Genomic DNA, 18,299 nt, shown 5'->3' with positions numbered 1-18,299 from the left:
ACATGGGCGCATTGGACGGCAAGATCGCAATCATCACCGGCGCGGGCAGCGGCATCGGCCGCGCGAGCGCGCTGCGCTTCGCCGCCGAGGGCGCGAAACTCGTCATCGGCGACAAGACCGCGGCGGTGCACGACACCGCCAGGGCGGTGAAGGACGCGGGCGGCGAGGTCGTCGCGCTGGAGATCGACGCCGGGGTCGAAGCCGATGTCGCGAAGCTGGTCGCGACCGCAAAGGACAGTTTCGGCGGGCTCGACGTCGCTTTCGCCAATGCCGGGATCATCGGCGACATGGGCGGCATCTTCGATTTCGACCCCGCCGCCTGGGCCGAGACGCTGCGCGTCAATTTGATCGGCCCGGCGCTGATGGTGAAGCACGCCGGGAAAGCGATGGTCGATCAGGGCCGCGGCGGCGCGATCGTGCTGACCGCGAGCGTCGCGGGGATCAATTCAGGCGCGGGTCCGGGCGCCTATTCGGCATCGAAAGCCGGTGTGATCAACCTTGCCAAGGTCGCGGCGCAGCAGCTTTCCACGAGCGGCGTGCGCGTCAACGCGGTCTGCCCCGGCCTGACCGAAACCGGGATGACCAAGCCGACCTTCGATTATGCGCGCGCCAAGGAGGTCACGCACAAGCTCGGCCAGCTCAATCCCCTGCGCCGCGCCGCGCAGCCCGAGGAGCTCGCGAACGTCGCGCTCTTCCTCGCGAGCGATCAGGCGAGCTATGTCAACGGACAGGCGATCGCGGTCGACGGCGGGCTCACCAGTTCGCACCCGGTGACGCGCCAGCTTCTGGGCCAGACCTCGCACTAGGGAGGAGCGCCCAAGGAAAGGATTTGGCGATGCAGTATCGACAGCTCGGCGACAGCGGGATCGAGGTTTCGGCGATCTGCCTCGGCAGCTGGCTCACTTACGGGGTCGGGGTCGACGACAGCGCGGGTCGCGCCTGCGTCGATGCGTCGTTCGATGCCGGGATCAATTTCATCGACACCGCGAACATCTATGGTCGCGGCGCGGCGGAGAGCTTTCTCGGCGATGCGCTGAGCGGACGGCCGCGCGACTCCTATGTGCTCGCGACGAAACTCTTCTTCCCGATGACCGAGAGCGACAAGGGGCTGTCGGCCGCGCAGGTGGCGAAGCAGATCGATGCCAGCCTGACACGCCTCCGCACCGACTATGTCGATCTCTACCAATGCCATCGCTACGATCCCGACACCCCGCTCGAAGAGACGATGGAGGCGCTGAGCCAAGTCGTGCGCAGCGGCAAGGCGCGCGCGATCGGCTTTTCCGAATGGTCGCCCGAGCAGATCGAGGCGGCGCTCGCGCTGGCGCCGCCATCGGTCAAATTCGTGTCGAGCCAGCCGCAATACAGCCTGCTCTATCGCCGCGCCGAAAAGAAGGTCATCCCGATCAGCATCGCGAACGGCATCGGCCAGATCGTCTGGTCGCCGCTCGCACAGGGCGTGCTCAGCGGCAAATATCTCCCCGGCGCCGCGCTGCCCGAGGGAAGCCGCGCGACGAGCGACGACGCACATTTCATGCAGCAGTTCCTGACCGACCCGGTGCTCGAAGCGGTGCAGGGATTGAAATCGGTCGCCGACAAGGCCGGATGCTCGCTGGCGCAGCTCGCGATTGCGTGGGTGCTCGCGCAGCCGGGCATCACGAGCGCGATCGTCGGCGCGAGCAGACCCGACCAGCTTCGCGAAACCGCCAGGGCGGCCGATCTCGCGATCGACCCGGCGTTGCTTGCCGAAGCCGCCGCCATTCTCGAAGGAGTCCGCATTTCGTGAGTCATTCTGTCATTCAGGGCTTCGATACAAAGCGTCTCGACCGCATTCCCGCCTTCCTGCAGGCGAAATATGTCGACACCGGCCGCCTGCCGAACGCCGCGACTTTGGTGTCGCGGCGCGGCGAGATCGCGCATCTGTCGTGCATCGGCGAGGCGCGGCCGGGCGAAGCGCTGAAGGAGGATGCGATCTTCCGCATCGCCAGCATGACCAAGCCGATCACCAGCATCGCCTTCATGATGCTGCTCGAAGAAGGCAAGGTCGCGCTGTCCGATCCGCTGGTGAAGTTCTGCCCCGAGTTCAAGGACACTGGCGTCTTCGTCGCGGGCGGCGGCAACGTCCCCTTCCTGACGCGGCCGCCGGTGCGCCCGATCCTGATGGTCGACCTGCTCCGCCACACCTCCGGGCTGACCTATGGCTTTCAGGAGCGCACCCCGGTCGACGCCGCCTATCGCAAGACCAAGATCGACGATTTCGACGCCGCCTTCACGATGGACAGCTTCATCGAGGGGCTGGCGAAAATCCCGCTGCAATTCGACCCCGGCGCGCACTGGAATTATTCGATGGCGACCGACGTGCTCGGCGCGGTGATCGAGCGGATAGAGGGCACGCCCTTTGCGCAAGTGCTGCAGGATCGCATCTTCGGTCCGCTCGGCATGGTCGATACCGGGTTCAAGGTGCCTGTCGACCGACAGCACCGGTTGACCGACGCCTATGCCTTTCACCCGAAGGACAAGATGCAGCAGTTCGACGCGGGCGACCGCAGCCGCTGGGCGAAGGACAGGAGCTTCCATTCGGGCGGCGGCGGGCTCGCCTCGACGCTCCACGACTATCACCGCTTCTGCCTGATGCTGCTCGGCGGCGGCAAGCTCGGCGACACGCGGATCATCAGTCGCAAGACGCTGGACCTGATGACGTCGAACCATCTCGTCGGCGGCGGCGACCTGACCCAGCACAGCGTCGGCATTTTCTCCGAGGACGAGAATGCCGGAGTCGGCTTCGGGCTCGGCTTCGCAGTGACGCTCGATCCGGCGGCCGCGGGGATTCCGGGCTCGGCGGGCGATTTCTACTGGGGCGGCATGTTCTCGACCGGCTTCTTCGTCGATCCGGTCGAGGAAATCTGCATGGTTTTCATGACTCAGCTCATGCCCTCCTCCACCTATCCCGTGCGGCGCGAGGTCAAGACTCTCGTTCACGCCGCGATCGACGACTGAAATGCAACACCCCTTTCCGTTCGCCGCGAGCGGACGGTCTATTGATTGAAGGAGTTCTCCCATGTCCGATGAAACCCCCGTCAGCGTGACGATGCAGAAGGACGGCGAAATCGCCGTCGTCATCGTCAACAATCCCCCGGTGAACGCGCTCTCATGGCACGTCCGCCAGGGCCTCAAGGATCATTTCGAGGCCGCGCTCGCCGATGACGGCGTCAAGGCGATCGTGCTGCGCTGCGACGGCGGCACTTTCATCGCCGGCGCCGATATCAGCGAATTCGGCAAGCCGCCGCGTGGTCCCGATTTCAACGCGGTGCTCAACATGATCGAGGCGGCGTCGAAGCCGGTCGTCGCCGCGATTCACGGCACCGCGCTCGGCGGCGGGCTGGAGACCGCGCTCGTCTGCCATTATCGCGTCGCCGTCCCGTCGGCGAAGCTCGGCGTCCCCGAGGTCAAGCTTGGCCTGCTCCCCGGCGCGGGCGGCACGCAGCGCCTGCCGCGTGTCGTCGGGGTCGAGGCCGCGGCGACGATGACCTCGCTCGGCGAACCGCTTCCCGCCGCCAAGGCGAAGGAGCTCGGCCTCGTCGATGAACTGGCGGGCGAGGACAGCCTCGCCGCCGACGCGATCGCCTTTGCCCGCGCCAAGATCGCCGACGGCCCGCGCCCGACGCGCGAGCGCAAGATATTCGGCGACGTCGCGGTGATCGAGCAGCTCAAGGCCGCCAACGCCAAGCGCTGGCGCGGTTTCGAGGCGCCCTATGCCAACCTCGCCTGCGTCGAGGCGGCGACGCGCCTGCCCTTCGACGAAGGCCTCGCCTTCGAACGCCAGGAATTCATGAAGCTGATGATGGGCAGCCAGTCGGCGGCGCAGCGCCACATCTTCTTCGCCGAGCGTCAGGCCGCGAAGATCGACGGCCTGCCCAAGGATATCAAGCTGCGTGACATCAAGCATGTCGGGATCATCGGCGCCGGCACGATGGGCGGCGGCATCATGATGAATTTCCTGCAGAAAGGCTTTCGCTGCACGATCGTCGAGATGCAGCAGGAAGCGCTCGACCGCGGGCTCGGCGTCGTGCGCAAGAATTACGACGCGAGCGCCGCGAAGGGCCGCTTCAAGCCCGAGCAGGTCGACCAGATGATGGGGCTGATCACCCCCGCGCTCGAACTCGACGCACTCGCCGACTGCGACCTGATCATCGAGGCGGTCTATGAGGATATGGGCGTCAAGAAGGAGATCTTCGGCAAGCTCGACAAGATCGCCAAGCCCGGCGCGATTCTCGCCTCGAACACCTCCTACCTCGACGTCAACGAGATTGCGGCGTCGACCAGCCGGCCGGGCGACGTGCTGGGTATGCACTTCTTCTCGCCCGCCAACGTCATGAAGCTGCTCGAAGTCGTGCGCGGCGACAAGACCGCCGACGACGTGCTCGCGACCGCGATGGCGATCGGCAAGAAGATCGGCAAGGTCGCGGTCGTCGCGGGCGTCTGCCACGGCTTCATCGGCAACCGCATGCTCGCACCGCGCCAGATCGAGGCGCAGAAACTGCTGCTCGAAGGCGCGACCCCGCAACAGGTCGACAAGGTGCATGTCGATTTCGGCATGCCGATGGGCCCGTTCCAGATGAGCGACCTTGCCGGTGTCGACATCGGCTGGCACCGCGACCCCAACCGGATCGAAAGCATCCGCGACGCGCTCTGCGCCGAGGGGCGCTGGGGGCAGAAGAAGCAGGCTGGCTTCTACGACTATGACGAGAAGCGCACCCCCACGCCGAGCGCGCGGGTCGAGGAAATCATCGACGAATTCCGCAAGAAGGCGGGCGTCGAAAAGCGCGCGATCACCGATCAGGAGATCATCGAGCGCACGCTCTATCCAATGGTCAACGAAGGCGCGCTGATCCTCGCCGAGGGCAAGGCGCAGCGCGCGAGCGACATCGATGTCGTGTGGATCTATGGCTATGGCTGGCCGGTCTATCGCGGCGGCCCGATGTTCTGGGCGGGCATCGAAGGCACCGACAAGATCGCCGCGGCGCTGGAAAGCCATGGCTTCGCGGTGGCGCCGCTGCTCAAGGAAAAGGCGGCGGCGAAGAGCGGGTTCTAAGCCCACTTCCGCACATAAAGGCGAGGCCGTGTGTCCCGATGCGGGGCAGGCGGCCTTTCTTTTGCCGGAGAAGCGCCTTCGATCCTGCCGGATTCTTGTGATTCAGGGTTAATATGGTGGCCATGACTGCCGTTACGGCGATCATGATCGCCATGCACCTGATCGCCGCCCTGTTTCTCGCCGGAAGCGCCGCGCCGCCGCCTGTCCCGGCGCCCCGGGCGACGGCGGTCGGCGTCGCGCGGGCACGCATCCTGGCGCCCGCCGAGGTGCGGCGCGTGAACGATCGGCTGGAGATTCAAACCGGTGATCGCCGTGCGCCGACGCAACTTCATCGCACCGAGCGCCGCGATGGCGGCGAGACGGCGGATTTCTATTGACTCCTGCCATCCCGGCGAAGGCCGGAATGACGATTATGATTGAAGCGTCTGGATGATCGCCGAAAAATCGCGATGGTCGGGATCGGCCGCCACGAAGGCTTCATAAAGCTCGCGCGCGCGGCTGCCCATCGGGACGTCGGCGTCGACGCTCGCCGCTGCCTCCATCGCGAGGCGCAGGTCCTTGAGCATCAACGCCGCGGCGAAACCGCCCTTATAGTCATTGTCGGCGGGGGTCGCCGGGCCGACGCCGGGGAGCGGCGCATAGCTCGTCAGCGACCAGCATTGCCCCGACGAGACGCTGGCTATGTCGAAGAAAGTCTGCGGATCGAGCCCGAGCTTCTGCGCGAGCGCGAGGCTTTCGCACGTCGCGATCATCGACGCGCCGAGCAGCATGTTGTTGCAGATTTTCGCGCCCTGCCCCGCGCCCGCGCCGCCGGCATGGATCACCGCCTTGCCCATCTTCGCGAGGATCAGCTCGGCGCGCGCAAAACCTTCGTCGGTGCCGCCGACCATGAAGGTCAGCGTTCCCGCATTGGCGGCGGCGATACCGCCCGAGACCGGCGCGTCGACCGCGACGAGGCCTTTCGTGGTCGCCGCCTCGATATTCGACCGTGCGGTCGCGACGTCGATCGTCGAGCAGTCGAGCAGCAAAGTGCCCGACGCGGCGTTCGGGAAGACGTCACTTTCATAGACGCCCGCGACATGCTTGCCCGCGGGGAGCATCGTCACCACCGCTTCGGCGCCGGCAACGGCCTCGGCGGCCGATGTGGCGCGCGTGCAGCCCGCCTCGACCGCGCGCGCGAGCGCCTCCTCGCTGAGGTCGAAGGCGCGAACCTCATGGCCCGCCTTGGCAAGATTCGCGGCCATGCCGCCGCCCATATTGCCGAGTCCGATGAAAGCGATTTTCATAGCATTTCCAATTCGTTGAGAATGATCACTGCGCCCATAAGCGTAAAAAGGAAGCCGAAGACGAAGCTGAGGATACCTTGAAGATATTTGAGGAACCAATCGAGCTTCGTCAGCGGCAGCGGCTCTGCACCCGTCGCGTCAAGAATCGCGCCTTCCAATATATTGACCGTTTCCTCTCGCCGATGTCGCCAATGATTCCATCCGGCCCAAAAGAGCAGGATGCCCATCGCCAGGGCGAGCAGGCCGATCGTCACCGCCCCTTCCACACGCCTTCGCGCTTCTCGATGAAGGCGGCCATGCCTTCGGCCTTGTCCTCGGTCGCGGCGAGGATCTGGAACAGGCGGCGTTCGTAGAGCAGCCCCTGATCGAGCGTGGTCTCGAAGGCGGCATTGACCATGTCCTTGTTCACCATCGCCGCCATCGGCGGCATGGCGGCGATCGTCGCGGCGGTCTTCACCGCTTCATCGACCAGCGCCTCGTGCGCGACGACGCGCGCGACGAGCCCCGAGCGTTCGGCCTCGGCGGCGTCCATCATCCGGCCGGTGAGGCACATTTCCATCGCCTTCGCCTTGCCGACCGCGCGGGTCAGCCGCTGCGATCCGCCCATGCCCGGCGCGACGCCGAGCTTGATTTCGGGCTGACCGAATTTCGCCTTCTCCGATGCAATAATGAAGTCAGCCATCATCGCGAGCTCGCAGCCGCCGCCCAAGGCAAAGCCGTTGACCGCGGCGATCCACGGCTTGCGGACCTTCTTCACGAAATCGCTCGTCCATTTCGAGAAGAAATCCTCAAGGTAGAAATCGGCGGCCGGCTTGTCGGCCATTTCCTTGATGTCGGCGCCCGCGGCAAACGCCTTGTCGCCCGATCCGGTGAGCACGGCGCAGCGCTGATCGGGGTCGGCCTCGAAGGCCGCGAAGACCGCGATCAGATCGTCGAGAACCGACGAGTTGAGCGCGTTCAGCGCTTGCGGGCGATTCAATGTCACCAGCGTGACGGCGCCGCGCGTTTCGACGAGGAGGGTTTCGTAGGTCATTCCAGCAGTCTCCGGATTATCGTCATGCCGGACTTGATCCGGCATCCCGCTTTGCGACGTCGAAGAAGCGGGACCCCGGATCAAGTCCGGGGTGACGAAGAGTGAGTGGCAAAACTATGTTAGCGGCGTCCATTCCTTATCCGCGGGCAACGGCGCGAAGATTGCGTCGATCCAGTCGTCCGTGACCGCCTCGGGGGTCGGCGGGTCCCATTTCGGGCTGTTGTCCTTGTCGATGATCAGCGCCCGGACGCCTTCGATGAAGTCGTGCATCGCGACGACATGGCTGCCGATCGCATATTCCTGGCGCATCTGGCTCGCGAAGTCGGGCATCGCGCCGCCTTCCTTGAGCTGGCGCAGCGCGACCTTGCAGGTCTGCGGGCTCTTGGTGCGAAGCGCATCAAGCTCCTTCGCCGCCCATTCGCCGCCATCGGCCTCGAGCGCGGCGAGAATATCCTCGTAGCGGTCGCTGGCGAACAGGCGGTTGATCCGGTCGATCTGCCCGGTGATCGCGGCGGGCGGCGCGGTGACCGACAGTTCGCCCAATATGCCGCCGATGCGGTCGGGGTGCTGCGCGATGCGCGCCTTGGCCTCGGCGAGTTTTTCGGACGGCAGATAATGCGTCGCGAGGCCGAGCGCGAGACATTCGGCGCCGTCGAGGCGCGCGCCGGTGAGCGCGAGAAAAACCCCGACGCGCCCTTCCAGCCGCGGCAGATACCAGCCGCCGCCGACGTCGGGGAACAAGCCGATCCCGGTTTCGGGCATCGCGAAGCGGGTGTGCTCGGTCGCGACGCGATAGGGCGCGGGCTGCGAAATGCCGACCCCGCCGCCCATCGTGATGCCGTCCATGAAGGCAACGATCGGCTTGGGATAGGTGAAGAGCAGATGGTTGAGGCGATATTCGGTGTGGAAGAAGGCGCGCGCTTCCTTCCCGTCCTTCGCGCCGCTTTCCGCGAGCATGCGGATATCGCCGCCGGCACAGAATCCGCGCCCCTCGCTATGGTCGATGATCACCGCCTCGACGGCGTCGTCATCGCGCCACCCGACGAGCGCGTCGATCATCGCCTCGCACATTGGCAGGTTGAGCGCGTGAATCGCCTTGGGGCGATTGAGCGACAGGCGACCGACGCGGCCGTCAGTGCTGATCAGAACATCGTCTGTAGAATTAGGGGTCATTGGCGCAACAAGTCCCTTCCCACGATCATCCGCATCACCTGGTTGGTCCCTTCGAGGATCGAATGGACGCGCAGGTCGCGCCAGAAGCGCTCGATCGGATAATCCTTCAAATAGCCGTAGCCGCCGAACAATTGCAGTGCGTCGTTGACGATCTTGCTGCCGTTGTCGGTCGCGAGCCGCTTTGCCATCGCCGAAAAACGCGACTTGTCGGGGGCGTTCGCGGTCACCTTCGCCGCGGCGAGATAGAGCAAGGCGCGCGATGCTTCGAGGTCGGTCGCCATGTCGGCGAGCATGAACTGGGTGTTCTGGAAATCGGCGATTGGCTGCCCGAATTGCTGGCGGTCCTTGGTGTAAGCGATCGCTTCGTCGAGGCAGCGCTGCGCGCCGCCGAGCGAGCAGGCGCCGATGTTGAGCCGCCCGCCGTCGAGCCCCGCCATCGCGAAGCGAAAGCCGTCCCCCTCGGCGCCGACGAGATTCGCCACCGGTACGCGGCAATCCTCGAAGATCACCTGCGCGGTCGGCGAGGCGTTCCAGCCGAGCTTTTTCTCGGGCGCGCCGAAGCTGAGGCCCGGCGTGTCCTTTTCGACGACGAGGCAAGAGATGCCTTTCGACTTCTCTTCACCGGTGCGGACCATGCAGACATAGATGTCGTTGGTGCCCGCGCCCGAAATGAACTGCTTGGTGCCGTTCAGCACATAATGGTCGCCGTCGCGTTTCGCGGTCGTCTTGAGCGCCGCGGCGTCCGACCCCGAGCCCGGCTCGGTCAGGCAATAGCTCGCGATCTTCTCCATGCTCACGAGTTCGGGCAGGAAGCGCGCCTTGATCTCCGCGCCGCCGAAACGGTCGATCATCCACGTCGCCATATTATGGATCGAGACATAGGCGCTGGTCGCGGGGCAGCCATAGGCCATCGCCTCCATGATCAGCGCCGCCTCGAGCCGGCCGAGCCCGATGCCGCCCGATTCCTCTGCCACGTAAATCGCGCCGAAGCCGAGCTCCCCCGCCGCCTTCCACACATCGACGGGATAATGATGCGTCTCGTCCCACTCCGCCGCGAAAGGCGTGATGCGGTCGGCGGTGAATTTGCGCGCCATATCCTGAATGGCGAGCTGGTCGTCGGTGAGTTGGAACTGGTCGGTCATATTTCTTCTCTGCCGTCATGCTGACGAAAGTCAGCATCCATTCGGAACTACGATTGCGGCGGGAAGTCGAGCCGAACCGCCCAATCTTCCCAAAACGGATTTTCCTTTTCGATCAAGGCGATCTTCCAGTCGCGCTTCCATGCCTTGAGCTGCTTCTCGCGCGTGATCGCGGCTTCCATCGTTCCGTGCATTTCGTAGAAGACGAGCCGCCTCACGCCGTGGCGCTTGGTAAAGCCCTCGATCAGGCCTTCGCGATGCTGGTGAATGCGCGCCATCAGATCCGATGTCACGCCAATGTAAATCGTGCCGTGCCGGCCGCTCGCCATGATATAGACGCAAGGATATCGCTCCCGCATTTCGGTCCTTCTGGCGTAGCGCCGAATGGATGCTGACTTTCGTCAGCATGACGGACCCGAGAGGATCGCCTCGGCTTCGATTTCGACTTTCCACTCGGGGCGGATCAGTGCGGGGATGACGAGCATCGTCGCGGCGGGGCGGATGTCCTTGAACACCGCACCATGGGCATGGCCGACGCGGTCGGCATCGGCGGCGTCGGTGATGTACATGCGGGTGCGCACGACGTCGGCGAAGCTGCCGCCGAGCGCTTCAAGCGCCTCGCCGATGATCGCGAGGCAGCGCGTCGCCTGCGCCCCGGCGTCGCCGGGAGTCGACGAGCCGTCGGGCTCGATCGGCGCACAGCCCGCGACGTCGATGCGATTCCCCACCCGAACCGCACGGCTGTAGCCGTAAACGGGTTCGAACGGGGATGCCGAGCTGTGATTCCGGCGCGAAATGTCAGCCACAAGTGACCTGCGTGATCTTGTACGCATCGTCGTACATCACATTCACCCGGTCCTGCCGGTAATCCATCGTCATCGCCGAGCGCGGCGGGCCCCAGCGCAGCGTGCGCGCGCCGGTCGCCTTGACGATTGCGCCGCCCAGATCGGGCGTCGCGGTCTGACCGACAAAGCTCGCGCCCGCATCGGCGTTGCACGTCATTTCGGCGGGCGGTGGCGGGGTCGATTCGGCGGGCGCGTCGCTGGCCGCACAAGCGGCGAGCGGCAGGGCGGCGGCGACCAAGCCAAGCAGGCGAATGTCCATCATGAATCTCCCTTTCTGGCCATCAGGCACAACGGCTATAGCGCATCGGCTCGGGCGCGGCACCCTCGCCATAATCGCGGCGGACGAGCGTCTTGCCGCCGTCCTGCACCGTGAGTTGCATCAGCCGGTCCCAATCCTCGCCTTCGCCGCTGAACTTGTAATCGGCGACAAGCCGCGTCGCGCTGCGTTCGCGGATATGCGCCAGGATTCCCTGCGATTCATAGAAACGCAGGTCGGCCGCGCCGATCGTCAGCAGCCCCTTTGCGTCCCCCTTGGTCGAGGTGCAGTCGGCCGCGACCAATCCCCAGCGCCCCTGAAGCGCGACGGGAATCGCCGCGTCGCCCTGACCGATACCGGGGTCGGGCTTCGCGGGCGGCGTCACCGCGGAGTCGGCCACATAGTCGGGCGCGCTTTCCTGCGCCGCGACGGGCGCCGCGGGGGCGGCCTCGGGAACCGTCGGCACCGCGGGCACCTTGTCGGCTTCGGCCTGCTCGTCCTTGTCGCCGCCACTACAGGCGGCGAGCAGCAGCAGCACCGCCGGCATCGTCCATCGCATCATCGTCCTTCTCCTTCGACAGGAGAAATGGTCGACCCGGCGCAAGGGTTGCCTAGCCCATCGTCGGGATGACGAAGGCATTGCCCCCATCGGGCGCCCCGTCGGGCCAGCGCGCGGTCACCGTCTTGACCTTGGTCCAGAACTTCACGCCTTCCATGCCGTGCTGGTTGGTGTCGCCGAACGCCGAACGCTTCCAGCCGCCGAAGGTGTGATAGGCGACGGGCACCGGGATCGGCACGTTGATGCCGACCATGCCGACATTGACGCGCGCGGCGAATTCGCGCGCGGCGTGGCCGTTGCGGGTGAAGATCGCGACGCCGTTGCCATACTGATGCTTCGACGGCAGGTCGAGCGCGGTCTCAAAATCGGGCGCGCGGACGATCTGAAGGACGGGGCCGAAGATTTCTTCCTTGTAGCTTTCCATGTCGGGGGTGACATGGTCGAACAGCGTCGGGCCGACGAAGAAGCCCTTCTCATGCCCCTGCAGCGTGAAACCGCGGCCGTCGATGACGAGTTCGGCGCCCTCGTCGGCGCATTTCTGGATCCAGCCTTCGACCTTCTGCTTGTGCGCTTCGGTGACCACCGGGCCGTAATGCGCCTCGGCATCGGTCGACACGCCGACACGCAGCGCCTCGATTGCGGGGACGAGCTTGTCGCGGAGGCGGTTCGCGGTGTCCTCGCCGACCGGCACGACGACCGGCAGCGCCATGCAGCGCTCGCCGGCCGAGCCGAAGGCGGCGCCGGTCAGGTCATTCACCACCTGGTCGAGGTCGGCGTCAGGCATGACGATGCCGTGGTTCTTCGCGCCGCCCATCGCCTGGACGCGCTTTCCGTTCGCGACGCCGCGATTATAGACATAATGCGCGATGTCCGACGAGCCGACGAAACTGACCGCCCCGATATCGGGATGATCGAGGATCGCGTCGACCATTTCCTTGTCGCCGTGGACCGTCTGGAAGATCCCTTCGGGCATCCCCGCCTCAAGGAACAGCTCCGACAGGCGCACGGGAACCGACGGGTCGCGCTCGCTGGGCTTGAGGATGAAGGCGTTGCCGACGACGGTCGCGATCGCGCCCATCCACAGCGGGATCATCGCGGGGAAGTTGAACGGGGTGATGCCCGCGCCGATGCCGATCGGCTGGCGCATCGAATAGACGTCGATGCCGGGACCGGCGCCGATCGTATAATCGCCCTTCAGCACATGCGGCGCGGCGCAGGCGAATTCGACGACGTCGAGCCCGCGCTGGACGTCGCCGCGCGCGTCGGCGATCACCTTGCCATGCTCGGCCGACAGCATCTGCGCCAGTTCTTCCAGATTGGCCTCGACCAGCCGCTTGAATTCGAACATCACGCGGGCGCGGCGCTGCGGATTGGTCATCGCCCAGCCGGGCTGCGCCTTCTTCGCCGCCGCGACGGCGCGATCGAGGACGGCGCGGTCGCCGAGCGCGACCCGCGCCTGGACGCCGCCGTTGTTGGGGTCGAGGATGTCGCCGAAGCGCCCCGAACCGCTGGTGCTGCCGCCGGCACCACCGGCGATGTGATGGTCGATCTGTCGCATAGCTGTTGAGTCTCCCGTAAAATCTTGTCCCTGCCACAGACCAGTTGCGGCCCGATTGCAAGGGATAGACTTGCAGGGCGATACTGCATATTTGCAGGTAAATGGATTGGGATAGGCTGCAATATTTCCTGCTCGTCGCGCGCCACGGCACGCTCGCACGAGCGGGAGCGGCGCTGCACGTCGACGCGACGACGGTCAGCCGCCGCGTCAGCGCGCTCGAAACCGCGCTCGGCCAGACGTTGTTCGAGCGCGCGCCCACCGGCTTCGTCCTGACCGCGGCGGGCCGCGCGCTCGTGCCGCACGCCGAAGCGATGGCGGCGGCGGCGGCGCGGATTCATACACGCGACGAGGAAACGGGCCTGTCGGGGCAGCTTCGGGTCAGCGTTTCCGAAGGCTTCGGCAACAGCTTCATCGCGCCGCGGCTCGGCCGTTTCGTCGCCGCGCATCCCGAGCTCGAGATCGACCTCGTCGCCTCGTCGGGCTTCCTCGACCCGTCGCGGCGCGAGGCCGATATGGCGATCCTGCTCGCGCGGCCCCGAAAAGGCCCGCTGATCACGCGCAAGCTGTCGGATTACAGTCTGGGCCTCTATGCCCCCGCCGACCGGCGCGAATGGCGGCAAGCGGCCGAGCGGACGCCGCTGGCGCGCGCGGGAATTCCGGTGATCGGTTACATGCCCGACATCCTCTATGCGCCCGAACTCGACTATCTGGGCGAGATCGAGCCGGGGCTGCGCGCCACCGTGCGCTCATCGTCGATCCTCGCGCAGCGGCGGATGATTGCCGGCGGCGCCGGGGTCGGCGTCCTGCCCTGTTTCCTGGCCGCGGACGACCCCGCGCTGGTGCGCGTCCGCGCCGATCAGGTGATCGCGCGCGCCTTCTGGCTCGCGCTCCACCGCGACGTCGCGCCGCAACCGCGGATCCGCGCCTTCATCGAATGGCTGGATGCCGAGGTGCGCGAGAATCGGAGCCTGCTGGTGCCGGCCGATGCCGCGCGTTGATCCACTCACGTGGAAGCGGCACCGGCCCGCTCCCCCGCCCGGCTTCCCCGACGATAGTAAACTATGGGAGGCCGGGTGGGGGAGCGGGCCGGTGCCGCGATTCCGCGCAGCGGAAACCGACTCTAGAACTGATAGGCGAGCCCGCCCCCCATCAGCCACTGGTCGCGGCTGCCCGCGACATCGACGATCGGCGACGCCCCGAAACGGCTGGACATCCGGCCATATTGCGCGCCGCCGATCAGCACGAAGCCCTTACGCAGGTCGCCCGACAGCGAATAGGCGCCGGCCATGCCGATCGTATATTTGCCGAGCGTCGCCTTGCGGCCGGCGCCGGTATAGACGGGCAGTCCGCTCGCGGCGCTGCCCACGGGATCGACGTCGAAATAATAGCGGCCGAAGCCCTTGCCATAGACGTTGAACGACGCCGAGACGCCGATATAGGCGCGCTTCGACAGCGGCGTGCCATAATCGATCGTTGGCGAGACGACCCAGCTTCCGTGCCGGCCGCTGATGTCCTTGACCCCGACGACGCGGAAGCCGAGCTGGTCGTAGCGGCTGGTGATGATGCCCGATTGCGTGATCCCCGCCGAAATGCCGAGCTCGACAGCCATCTTGCGGTCGCCGAGCGCCTCGACCTGCGCGTCCTTGATGCGGCCGGTGCGGTCGCTGCGCAGGTTGATGATCGGACCGAACTTGAAGTCGGTCCGCTGCCCGCGCTTCTGACGGATCAGGTCGACCTGAAAATTGGTGCCGCGGGTCGAGAAGCTGTAACCCTTGTAGCGCCCGCGAAAATAGAAGGCGGGAAGGACGTTGCGCTCGTCCGAACCATTATAGCTCGGCACGGTGATGACCCCCGCAGCAAGCGCGAAATAGTCGCGCGCATAGCGGCGGTCCTCACGATCGTCCTGCGGCCGTGCGGCAGGGAGCAGGATATTGTCATCGATGTCGCCGCTGTCCTGGACGAAGCGCGCCGGCGCGTCGGCGGGCGCGGCGACCGGCGACGGATCGGCGGAGAGCGACAGATCGTAGGGAAGCGCGACCTCCTCGGCAGCGGCGGGCGCCGCGAAGCCCGCGAGGGCAGCAAGGATCGGCGCCAGGCGGAGGAAGCGGAAGAGCGACATCAAATCGGGCATATCCATCCTATGTTCTTGCCCCTCTGGCAGCGGGTGTATGGGATTGTCACCGCAATGCAAAGACTTCGTCTTGCCGGGGGAGGCTTTTCGCTTCATCGTGGCTTTCATGCATCGCTCCGTCCTGCCTTCCCTTCTATCCGCGCAAGCGCGCATCGGTTCCCGATGAGCCGCGCGGGACGGTTCGCGGGCTATGCGCTGCTCGCGGGCGCGGCGCTGATCGCGGCGGTGACGCGGCACGAGGCGATCGCGACGATCGGGCCGTTTCCGGTGATCGCGGTCGTGCTGCTGCTTGCGATGGTCGGGGCGATGCTGGTGTTCACCGACCTGATGGTGCGCGGGCTGTACGCGCAGATCGATACGGCGAAAGGGCGCGAGGAAGAGCAACGGGAGGAGGAGAATCATTCTCCCTTTCAGTAAAGGCAGGCTGGCCGCCCCGGCCCTTTTCGTTCGACAGTTTCCATGGTTACCAGTATGACGCCGCGATGACCGATCGTCCGCATACGCCGCTGCTCGACACGGTGGATGTCCCCGCCGACCTCCGCAAGCTGAAGCCCGAAGACCTCCGCCAGTTCGCCGACGAACTGCGCGCCGAGATGATTTCGGCCGTCGGCACCACCGGCGGCCACCTGGGTTCGGGACTCGGCGTCGTCGAGCTGACGGTCGCGCTCCACTATGTGTTCGACACCCCGCGCGACAAGATCGTCTGGGACGTCGGGCACCAATGCTATCCGCACAAGATCGTCACCGGCCGCCGCGACCGCATCCGCACGCTGCGCACCGGCGGCGGCCTCAGCGGCTTCACCAAGCGCAGCGAGAGCGAATATGATCCGTTCGGGGCCGCGCATTCGTCAACCTCGATCAGCGCCGCGCTCGGCTTTGCGATCGCCAACAAGCTGAAGGACGAACCCGGCCGGGCGATCGCGGTGATCGGCGACGGGTCGATGTCGGCGGGCATGGCCTATGAAGCGATGAACAACGCCGCCGCCGCGGGCAATCGGTTGATCGTCATCCTCAACGACAACGACATGTCGATCGCGCCGCCGGTCGGCGGGCTTTCGGCCTATCTCGCCAAGCTCGTGTCGTCGCGGCCGTTCGTCGAGCTGCGCGAGATCGCGCGGCGCTTTGCGCGCAAGCTGCCGCAACCGCTCCACAAGGCGGCGAAGAAGACCGACGAGTTCGCGCGCGGCATGGCGATGGGCGGCACCTTGTTCGAGGAGCTGGGCTTTTATTATGTCGGGCCGATCGACGGGCATAATCTCGACCATCTGATCCCCGTGCTCGAAAATGTCCGCGACAGCGACCATGGCCCGGTGCTGATCCATGCGGTGACGCAGAAGGGCAAGGGCTATGCCCCCGCCGAAGCCGCAGCCGACAAATATCACGGCGTGCAGAAATTCGACGTCATCACCGGCGTGCAGGCGAAAGCGCCGCCGGGACCGCCCGCCTATCAGAATGTGTTCGGCGAGACGCTGGCGAAGCTCGCCGAGACCGACAAGCGGATCGTCGCGATCACCGCGGCGATGCCGTCGGGGACCGGGGTCGACAAATTCGCGAAGACGCATCCGGGCCGCAGCTTCGACGTCGGCATCGCCGAGCAACATGCGGTGACCTTTGCCGCCGGGCTCGCCGCGCAGGGAATGCGGCCGTTCGCGGCGATCTATTCGACCTTCCTCCAGCGCGCCTACGATCAGGTGGTGCACGACGTCGCGATCCAGAATCTGCCGGTGCGCTTCGCGATCGACCGCGCGGGGCTGGTCGGCGCCGACGGATCGACCCACGCCGGCAGCTTCGACATCACCTATCTCGCGACCTTGCCCAATATGGTGGTGATGGCCGCCGCCGACGAGGCCGAGCTCGTCCACATGACCTATACCGCCGCCGAATATGACGCGGGGCCGATCGCCTTTCGCTACCCGCGCGGAAGCGGCACCGGCGTGACGCTGCCCGAAGTTCCGCAAAAGCTCGCGATCGGCAAGGGCCGCGTCGTCCGTCAGGGCAAGACGGTCGCGATCCTGTCGCTCGGCACCCGGCTCGCCGAGGCGCTGAAAGCGGCCGACACACTGGAAGCGCGCGGCCTGTCGACGAGCGTGATCGACCTGCGCTTCGCCAAGCCGCTCGACGAGGAACTGATCCGCAGGACGCTGGCCGCCCACGAGGTCTGCGTGACGATCGAGGAAGGCAGCATCGGCGGACTCGGCGCGCATGTGCTGACGCTCGCGAGCGACGAGGGGCTGATCGACGCCGGGCTGAAACTGCGCACGATGCGGCTGCCCGACGTCTTCCAGGACCAGGACAAGCCCGAGGCGCAATATGACGAAGCGGGACTCAACGCGCCGCAGATCGTCGACACGGTACTGAAGGCGCTCCGCCACAACAGCGCGGGGGTCGAGGAGGCGGGCGCGCGGGCGTGAGTGCGGGTCGAGGGCGGCGCGCACCATGAACTTCTTCAACCTCCTGAAATCGCTCGACGAGCTTCTCTATGAAGTGATGTCATGGCTGATCTTCTACCCGGTCACGCTATGGCGCGCGCTGACGCGGCCCCTTCAAATGATGGATTATTCGGACGCCGAGCAGGAGGATCCGGCCGAGCGGCAATATACCGACACACTGTCGCCGCCGCTGTTTCTGCTACTGACGCTCGTCATCAGCCACGCGGTCGAGCTGTCGGCGGTCGGCGAGAGCGCGGTCGTGCTCGACAAGACCGGCATCGGCGGGCTGATCAACGACGATTCGACCTATGTGCTGATGCGCGCTGCCTTTTTCAGCCTGTTTCCGCTCGTCATGGCGGCGCGACTGGTACAGGCGCGCCATGTGAAACTCGACCGGACGCCGCTCAAGGCCCCCTTCTACAGCCAATGCTATGTCGCCGCGCCCTTTGCGCTGATGGTTTCGGGCAGCGGGATATTGTTGCAGCTGCACCCGCTCGCGGCGGGAGTCGCGGGTCTGGCACTCCTCGTCTTCGCGCTGCTCTGGTTCGGCAGCTTGCAGATTTTGTGGTTCGCGCAGCATTTGCGCGTCAGCCGCTGGCGCGCGGCGCTGCACGCCTCGCGTGCGATGATCGAGGCGCTGGCCGCCTTCATCGTCTTTTCGCTGATCGTCGTTTAGGACGCGGGATCGGCGCCAAACCTCGATCGCCGCGGCGATGGTATCGCGCGCAACCAAATTGTCGCACTTTGTCGCAAAGCCCCGAAACCGCTTGCATGGCCTCTGCCATTCGGCTGAATAGCGCC

The 18,299-nt window shown here is 65.9% G+C and carries 20 protein-coding genes; 9 read left to right on the top strand and 11 right to left on the bottom strand.

The window, feature by feature from the left end:
* Positions 1-2: 2 nt before the first annotated feature.
* From VHO04_RS05035 to VHO04_RS05015, 5 genes are all read left to right on the top strand, one after another.
* Positions 3-806: an SDR family NAD(P)-dependent oxidoreductase gene (locus tag VHO04_RS05035; protein WP_329627280.1), complete on the top strand. Its 804-nt coding sequence runs from the start codon at positions 3-5 to the stop codon at positions 804-806.
* A gap of 29 nt (positions 807-835) precedes the next feature.
* Positions 836-1,783: an aldo/keto reductase family protein gene (locus tag VHO04_RS05030; RefSeq protein ID WP_329627279.1), complete on the top strand. Its 948-nt coding sequence runs from the start codon at positions 836-838 to the stop codon at positions 1,781-1,783.
* Complete coding sequence (locus VHO04_RS05025; protein ID WP_329627278.1) at positions 1,780-2,994, top strand: serine hydrolase domain-containing protein; 1,215 nt, start codon at positions 1,780-1,782, stop codon at positions 2,992-2,994. The genes VHO04_RS05030 and VHO04_RS05025 overlap by 4 nt, the downstream gene beginning before the upstream one ends.
* Before the next feature lie 61 nt (positions 2,995-3,055).
* The gene (locus VHO04_RS05020; RefSeq protein WP_329627277.1) at positions 3,056-5,089 is read left to right on the top strand and encodes a 3-hydroxyacyl-CoA dehydrogenase NAD-binding domain-containing protein; all 2,034 of its coding nucleotides are present in this window, start codon (positions 3,056-3,058) and stop codon (positions 5,087-5,089) included.
* A 113-nt stretch (positions 5,090-5,202) separates the two neighbouring features.
* Complete coding sequence (locus VHO04_RS05015; protein ID WP_329627276.1) at positions 5,203-5,466, top strand: hypothetical protein; 264 nt, start codon at positions 5,203-5,205, stop codon at positions 5,464-5,466.
* Positions 5,467-5,499: 33 nt separating this feature from the next.
* Here the strand turns inward: VHO04_RS05015 and mmsB are convergent, their stop codons facing one another.
* The 10 genes from mmsB to VHO04_RS04965 all read right to left on the bottom strand — a co-directional run bounded on the left by mmsB (position 5,500) and on the right by VHO04_RS04965 (position 12,938).
* Complete coding sequence (gene mmsB, locus VHO04_RS05010) at positions 5,500-6,375, bottom strand: 3-hydroxyisobutyrate dehydrogenase (protein WP_329627275.1); 876 nt, start codon at positions 6,373-6,375, stop codon at positions 5,500-5,502.
* Complete coding sequence (locus VHO04_RS05005; protein ID WP_329627274.1) at positions 6,372-6,629, bottom strand: hypothetical protein; 258 nt, start codon at positions 6,627-6,629, stop codon at positions 6,372-6,374. The genes mmsB and VHO04_RS05005 overlap by 4 nt, the downstream gene beginning before the upstream one ends.
* A complete protein-coding gene (locus VHO04_RS05000) occupies positions 6,626-7,408 on the bottom strand; it encodes an enoyl-CoA hydratase-related protein (RefSeq protein ID WP_329627273.1) in 783 nt (260 codons plus the stop codon). The genes VHO04_RS05005 and VHO04_RS05000 overlap by 4 nt, the downstream gene beginning before the upstream one ends.
* Before the next feature lie 114 nt (positions 7,409-7,522).
* A complete protein-coding gene (locus VHO04_RS04995; RefSeq protein ID WP_329627272.1) occupies positions 7,523-8,581 on the bottom strand; it encodes an enoyl-CoA hydratase/isomerase family protein in 1,059 nt (352 codons plus the stop codon).
* Positions 8,578-9,723: an acyl-CoA dehydrogenase family protein gene (locus VHO04_RS04990; RefSeq protein ID WP_329627271.1), complete on the bottom strand. Its 1,146-nt coding sequence runs from the start codon at positions 9,721-9,723 to the stop codon at positions 8,578-8,580. The genes VHO04_RS04995 and VHO04_RS04990 overlap by 4 nt, the downstream gene beginning before the upstream one ends.
* 47 nt (positions 9,724-9,770) lie before the next feature.
* The gene (locus VHO04_RS04985; protein ID WP_329627270.1) at positions 9,771-10,079 is read right to left on the bottom strand and encodes a GIY-YIG nuclease family protein; all 309 of its coding nucleotides are present in this window, start codon (positions 10,077-10,079) and stop codon (positions 9,771-9,773) included.
* A 42-nt stretch (positions 10,080-10,121) separates the two neighbouring features.
* Positions 10,122-10,526, bottom strand: a complete 405-nt coding sequence (locus VHO04_RS04980; protein WP_329627269.1) for a RidA family protein — start codon at positions 10,524-10,526, stop codon at positions 10,122-10,124.
* Positions 10,519-10,827 (bottom strand): I78 family peptidase inhibitor, encoded by a 309-nt coding sequence (locus VHO04_RS04975; protein ID WP_329627268.1) that lies wholly within the window; start codon positions 10,825-10,827, stop codon positions 10,519-10,521. The genes VHO04_RS04980 and VHO04_RS04975 overlap by 8 nt, the downstream gene beginning before the upstream one ends.
* 19 nt (positions 10,828-10,846) lie before the next feature.
* Positions 10,847-11,383, bottom strand: coding sequence for a hypothetical protein (locus VHO04_RS04970; protein ID WP_329627267.1), 537 nt, complete (start codon positions 11,381-11,383; stop codon positions 10,847-10,849).
* 49 nt (positions 11,384-11,432) lie between these two features.
* Positions 11,433-12,938 (bottom strand): CoA-acylating methylmalonate-semialdehyde dehydrogenase, encoded by a 1,506-nt coding sequence (locus VHO04_RS04965; protein ID WP_329627266.1) that lies wholly within the window; start codon positions 12,936-12,938, stop codon positions 11,433-11,435.
* Positions 12,939-13,039: 101 nt separating this feature from the next.
* Between VHO04_RS04965 and VHO04_RS04960 the strand changes: the two genes are divergently transcribed.
* Positions 13,040-13,936 carry a LysR family transcriptional regulator gene (locus VHO04_RS04960; RefSeq protein ID WP_329627265.1) on the top strand — a complete coding sequence of 299 codons (897 nt, stop codon included), beginning with the start codon at positions 13,040-13,042 and terminating at the stop codon, positions 13,934-13,936.
* Positions 13,937-14,058: 122 nt separating this feature from the next.
* Here the strand turns inward: VHO04_RS04960 and VHO04_RS04955 are convergent, their stop codons facing one another.
* Complete coding sequence (locus VHO04_RS04955; RefSeq protein ID WP_329627264.1) at positions 14,059-15,069, bottom strand: MipA/OmpV family protein; 1,011 nt, start codon at positions 15,067-15,069, stop codon at positions 14,059-14,061.
* A gap of 162 nt (positions 15,070-15,231) precedes the next feature.
* Between VHO04_RS04955 and VHO04_RS04950 the strand changes: the two genes are divergently transcribed.
* The 3 genes from VHO04_RS04950 (at position 15,232) to VHO04_RS04940 (ending at position 18,174) form a co-directional block, all read left to right on the top strand.
* Positions 15,232-15,486 (top strand): hypothetical protein, encoded by a 255-nt coding sequence (locus VHO04_RS04950; RefSeq protein WP_329627263.1) that lies wholly within the window; start codon positions 15,232-15,234, stop codon positions 15,484-15,486.
* A 65-nt stretch (positions 15,487-15,551) separates the two neighbouring features.
* A complete protein-coding gene (dxs, locus tag VHO04_RS04945; protein WP_329627262.1) occupies positions 15,552-17,480 on the top strand; it encodes a 1-deoxy-D-xylulose-5-phosphate synthase in 1,929 nt (642 codons plus the stop codon).
* Positions 17,481-17,505: 25 nt separating this feature from the next.
* Positions 17,506-18,174, top strand: coding sequence for a hypothetical protein (locus VHO04_RS04940; RefSeq protein WP_329627261.1), 669 nt, complete (start codon positions 17,506-17,508; stop codon positions 18,172-18,174).
* Positions 18,175-18,299: the final 125 nt, after the last annotated feature.

This window comes from Sphingopyxis sp. (assembly GCF_036261875.1).
GTDB lineage: Bacteria > Pseudomonadota > Alphaproteobacteria > Sphingomonadales > Sphingomonadaceae > Sphingopyxis.
The sequence above is the reverse complement of the archived record's forward strand: the minus strand, read 5'-3'. Positions and strand labels throughout refer to the sequence as shown.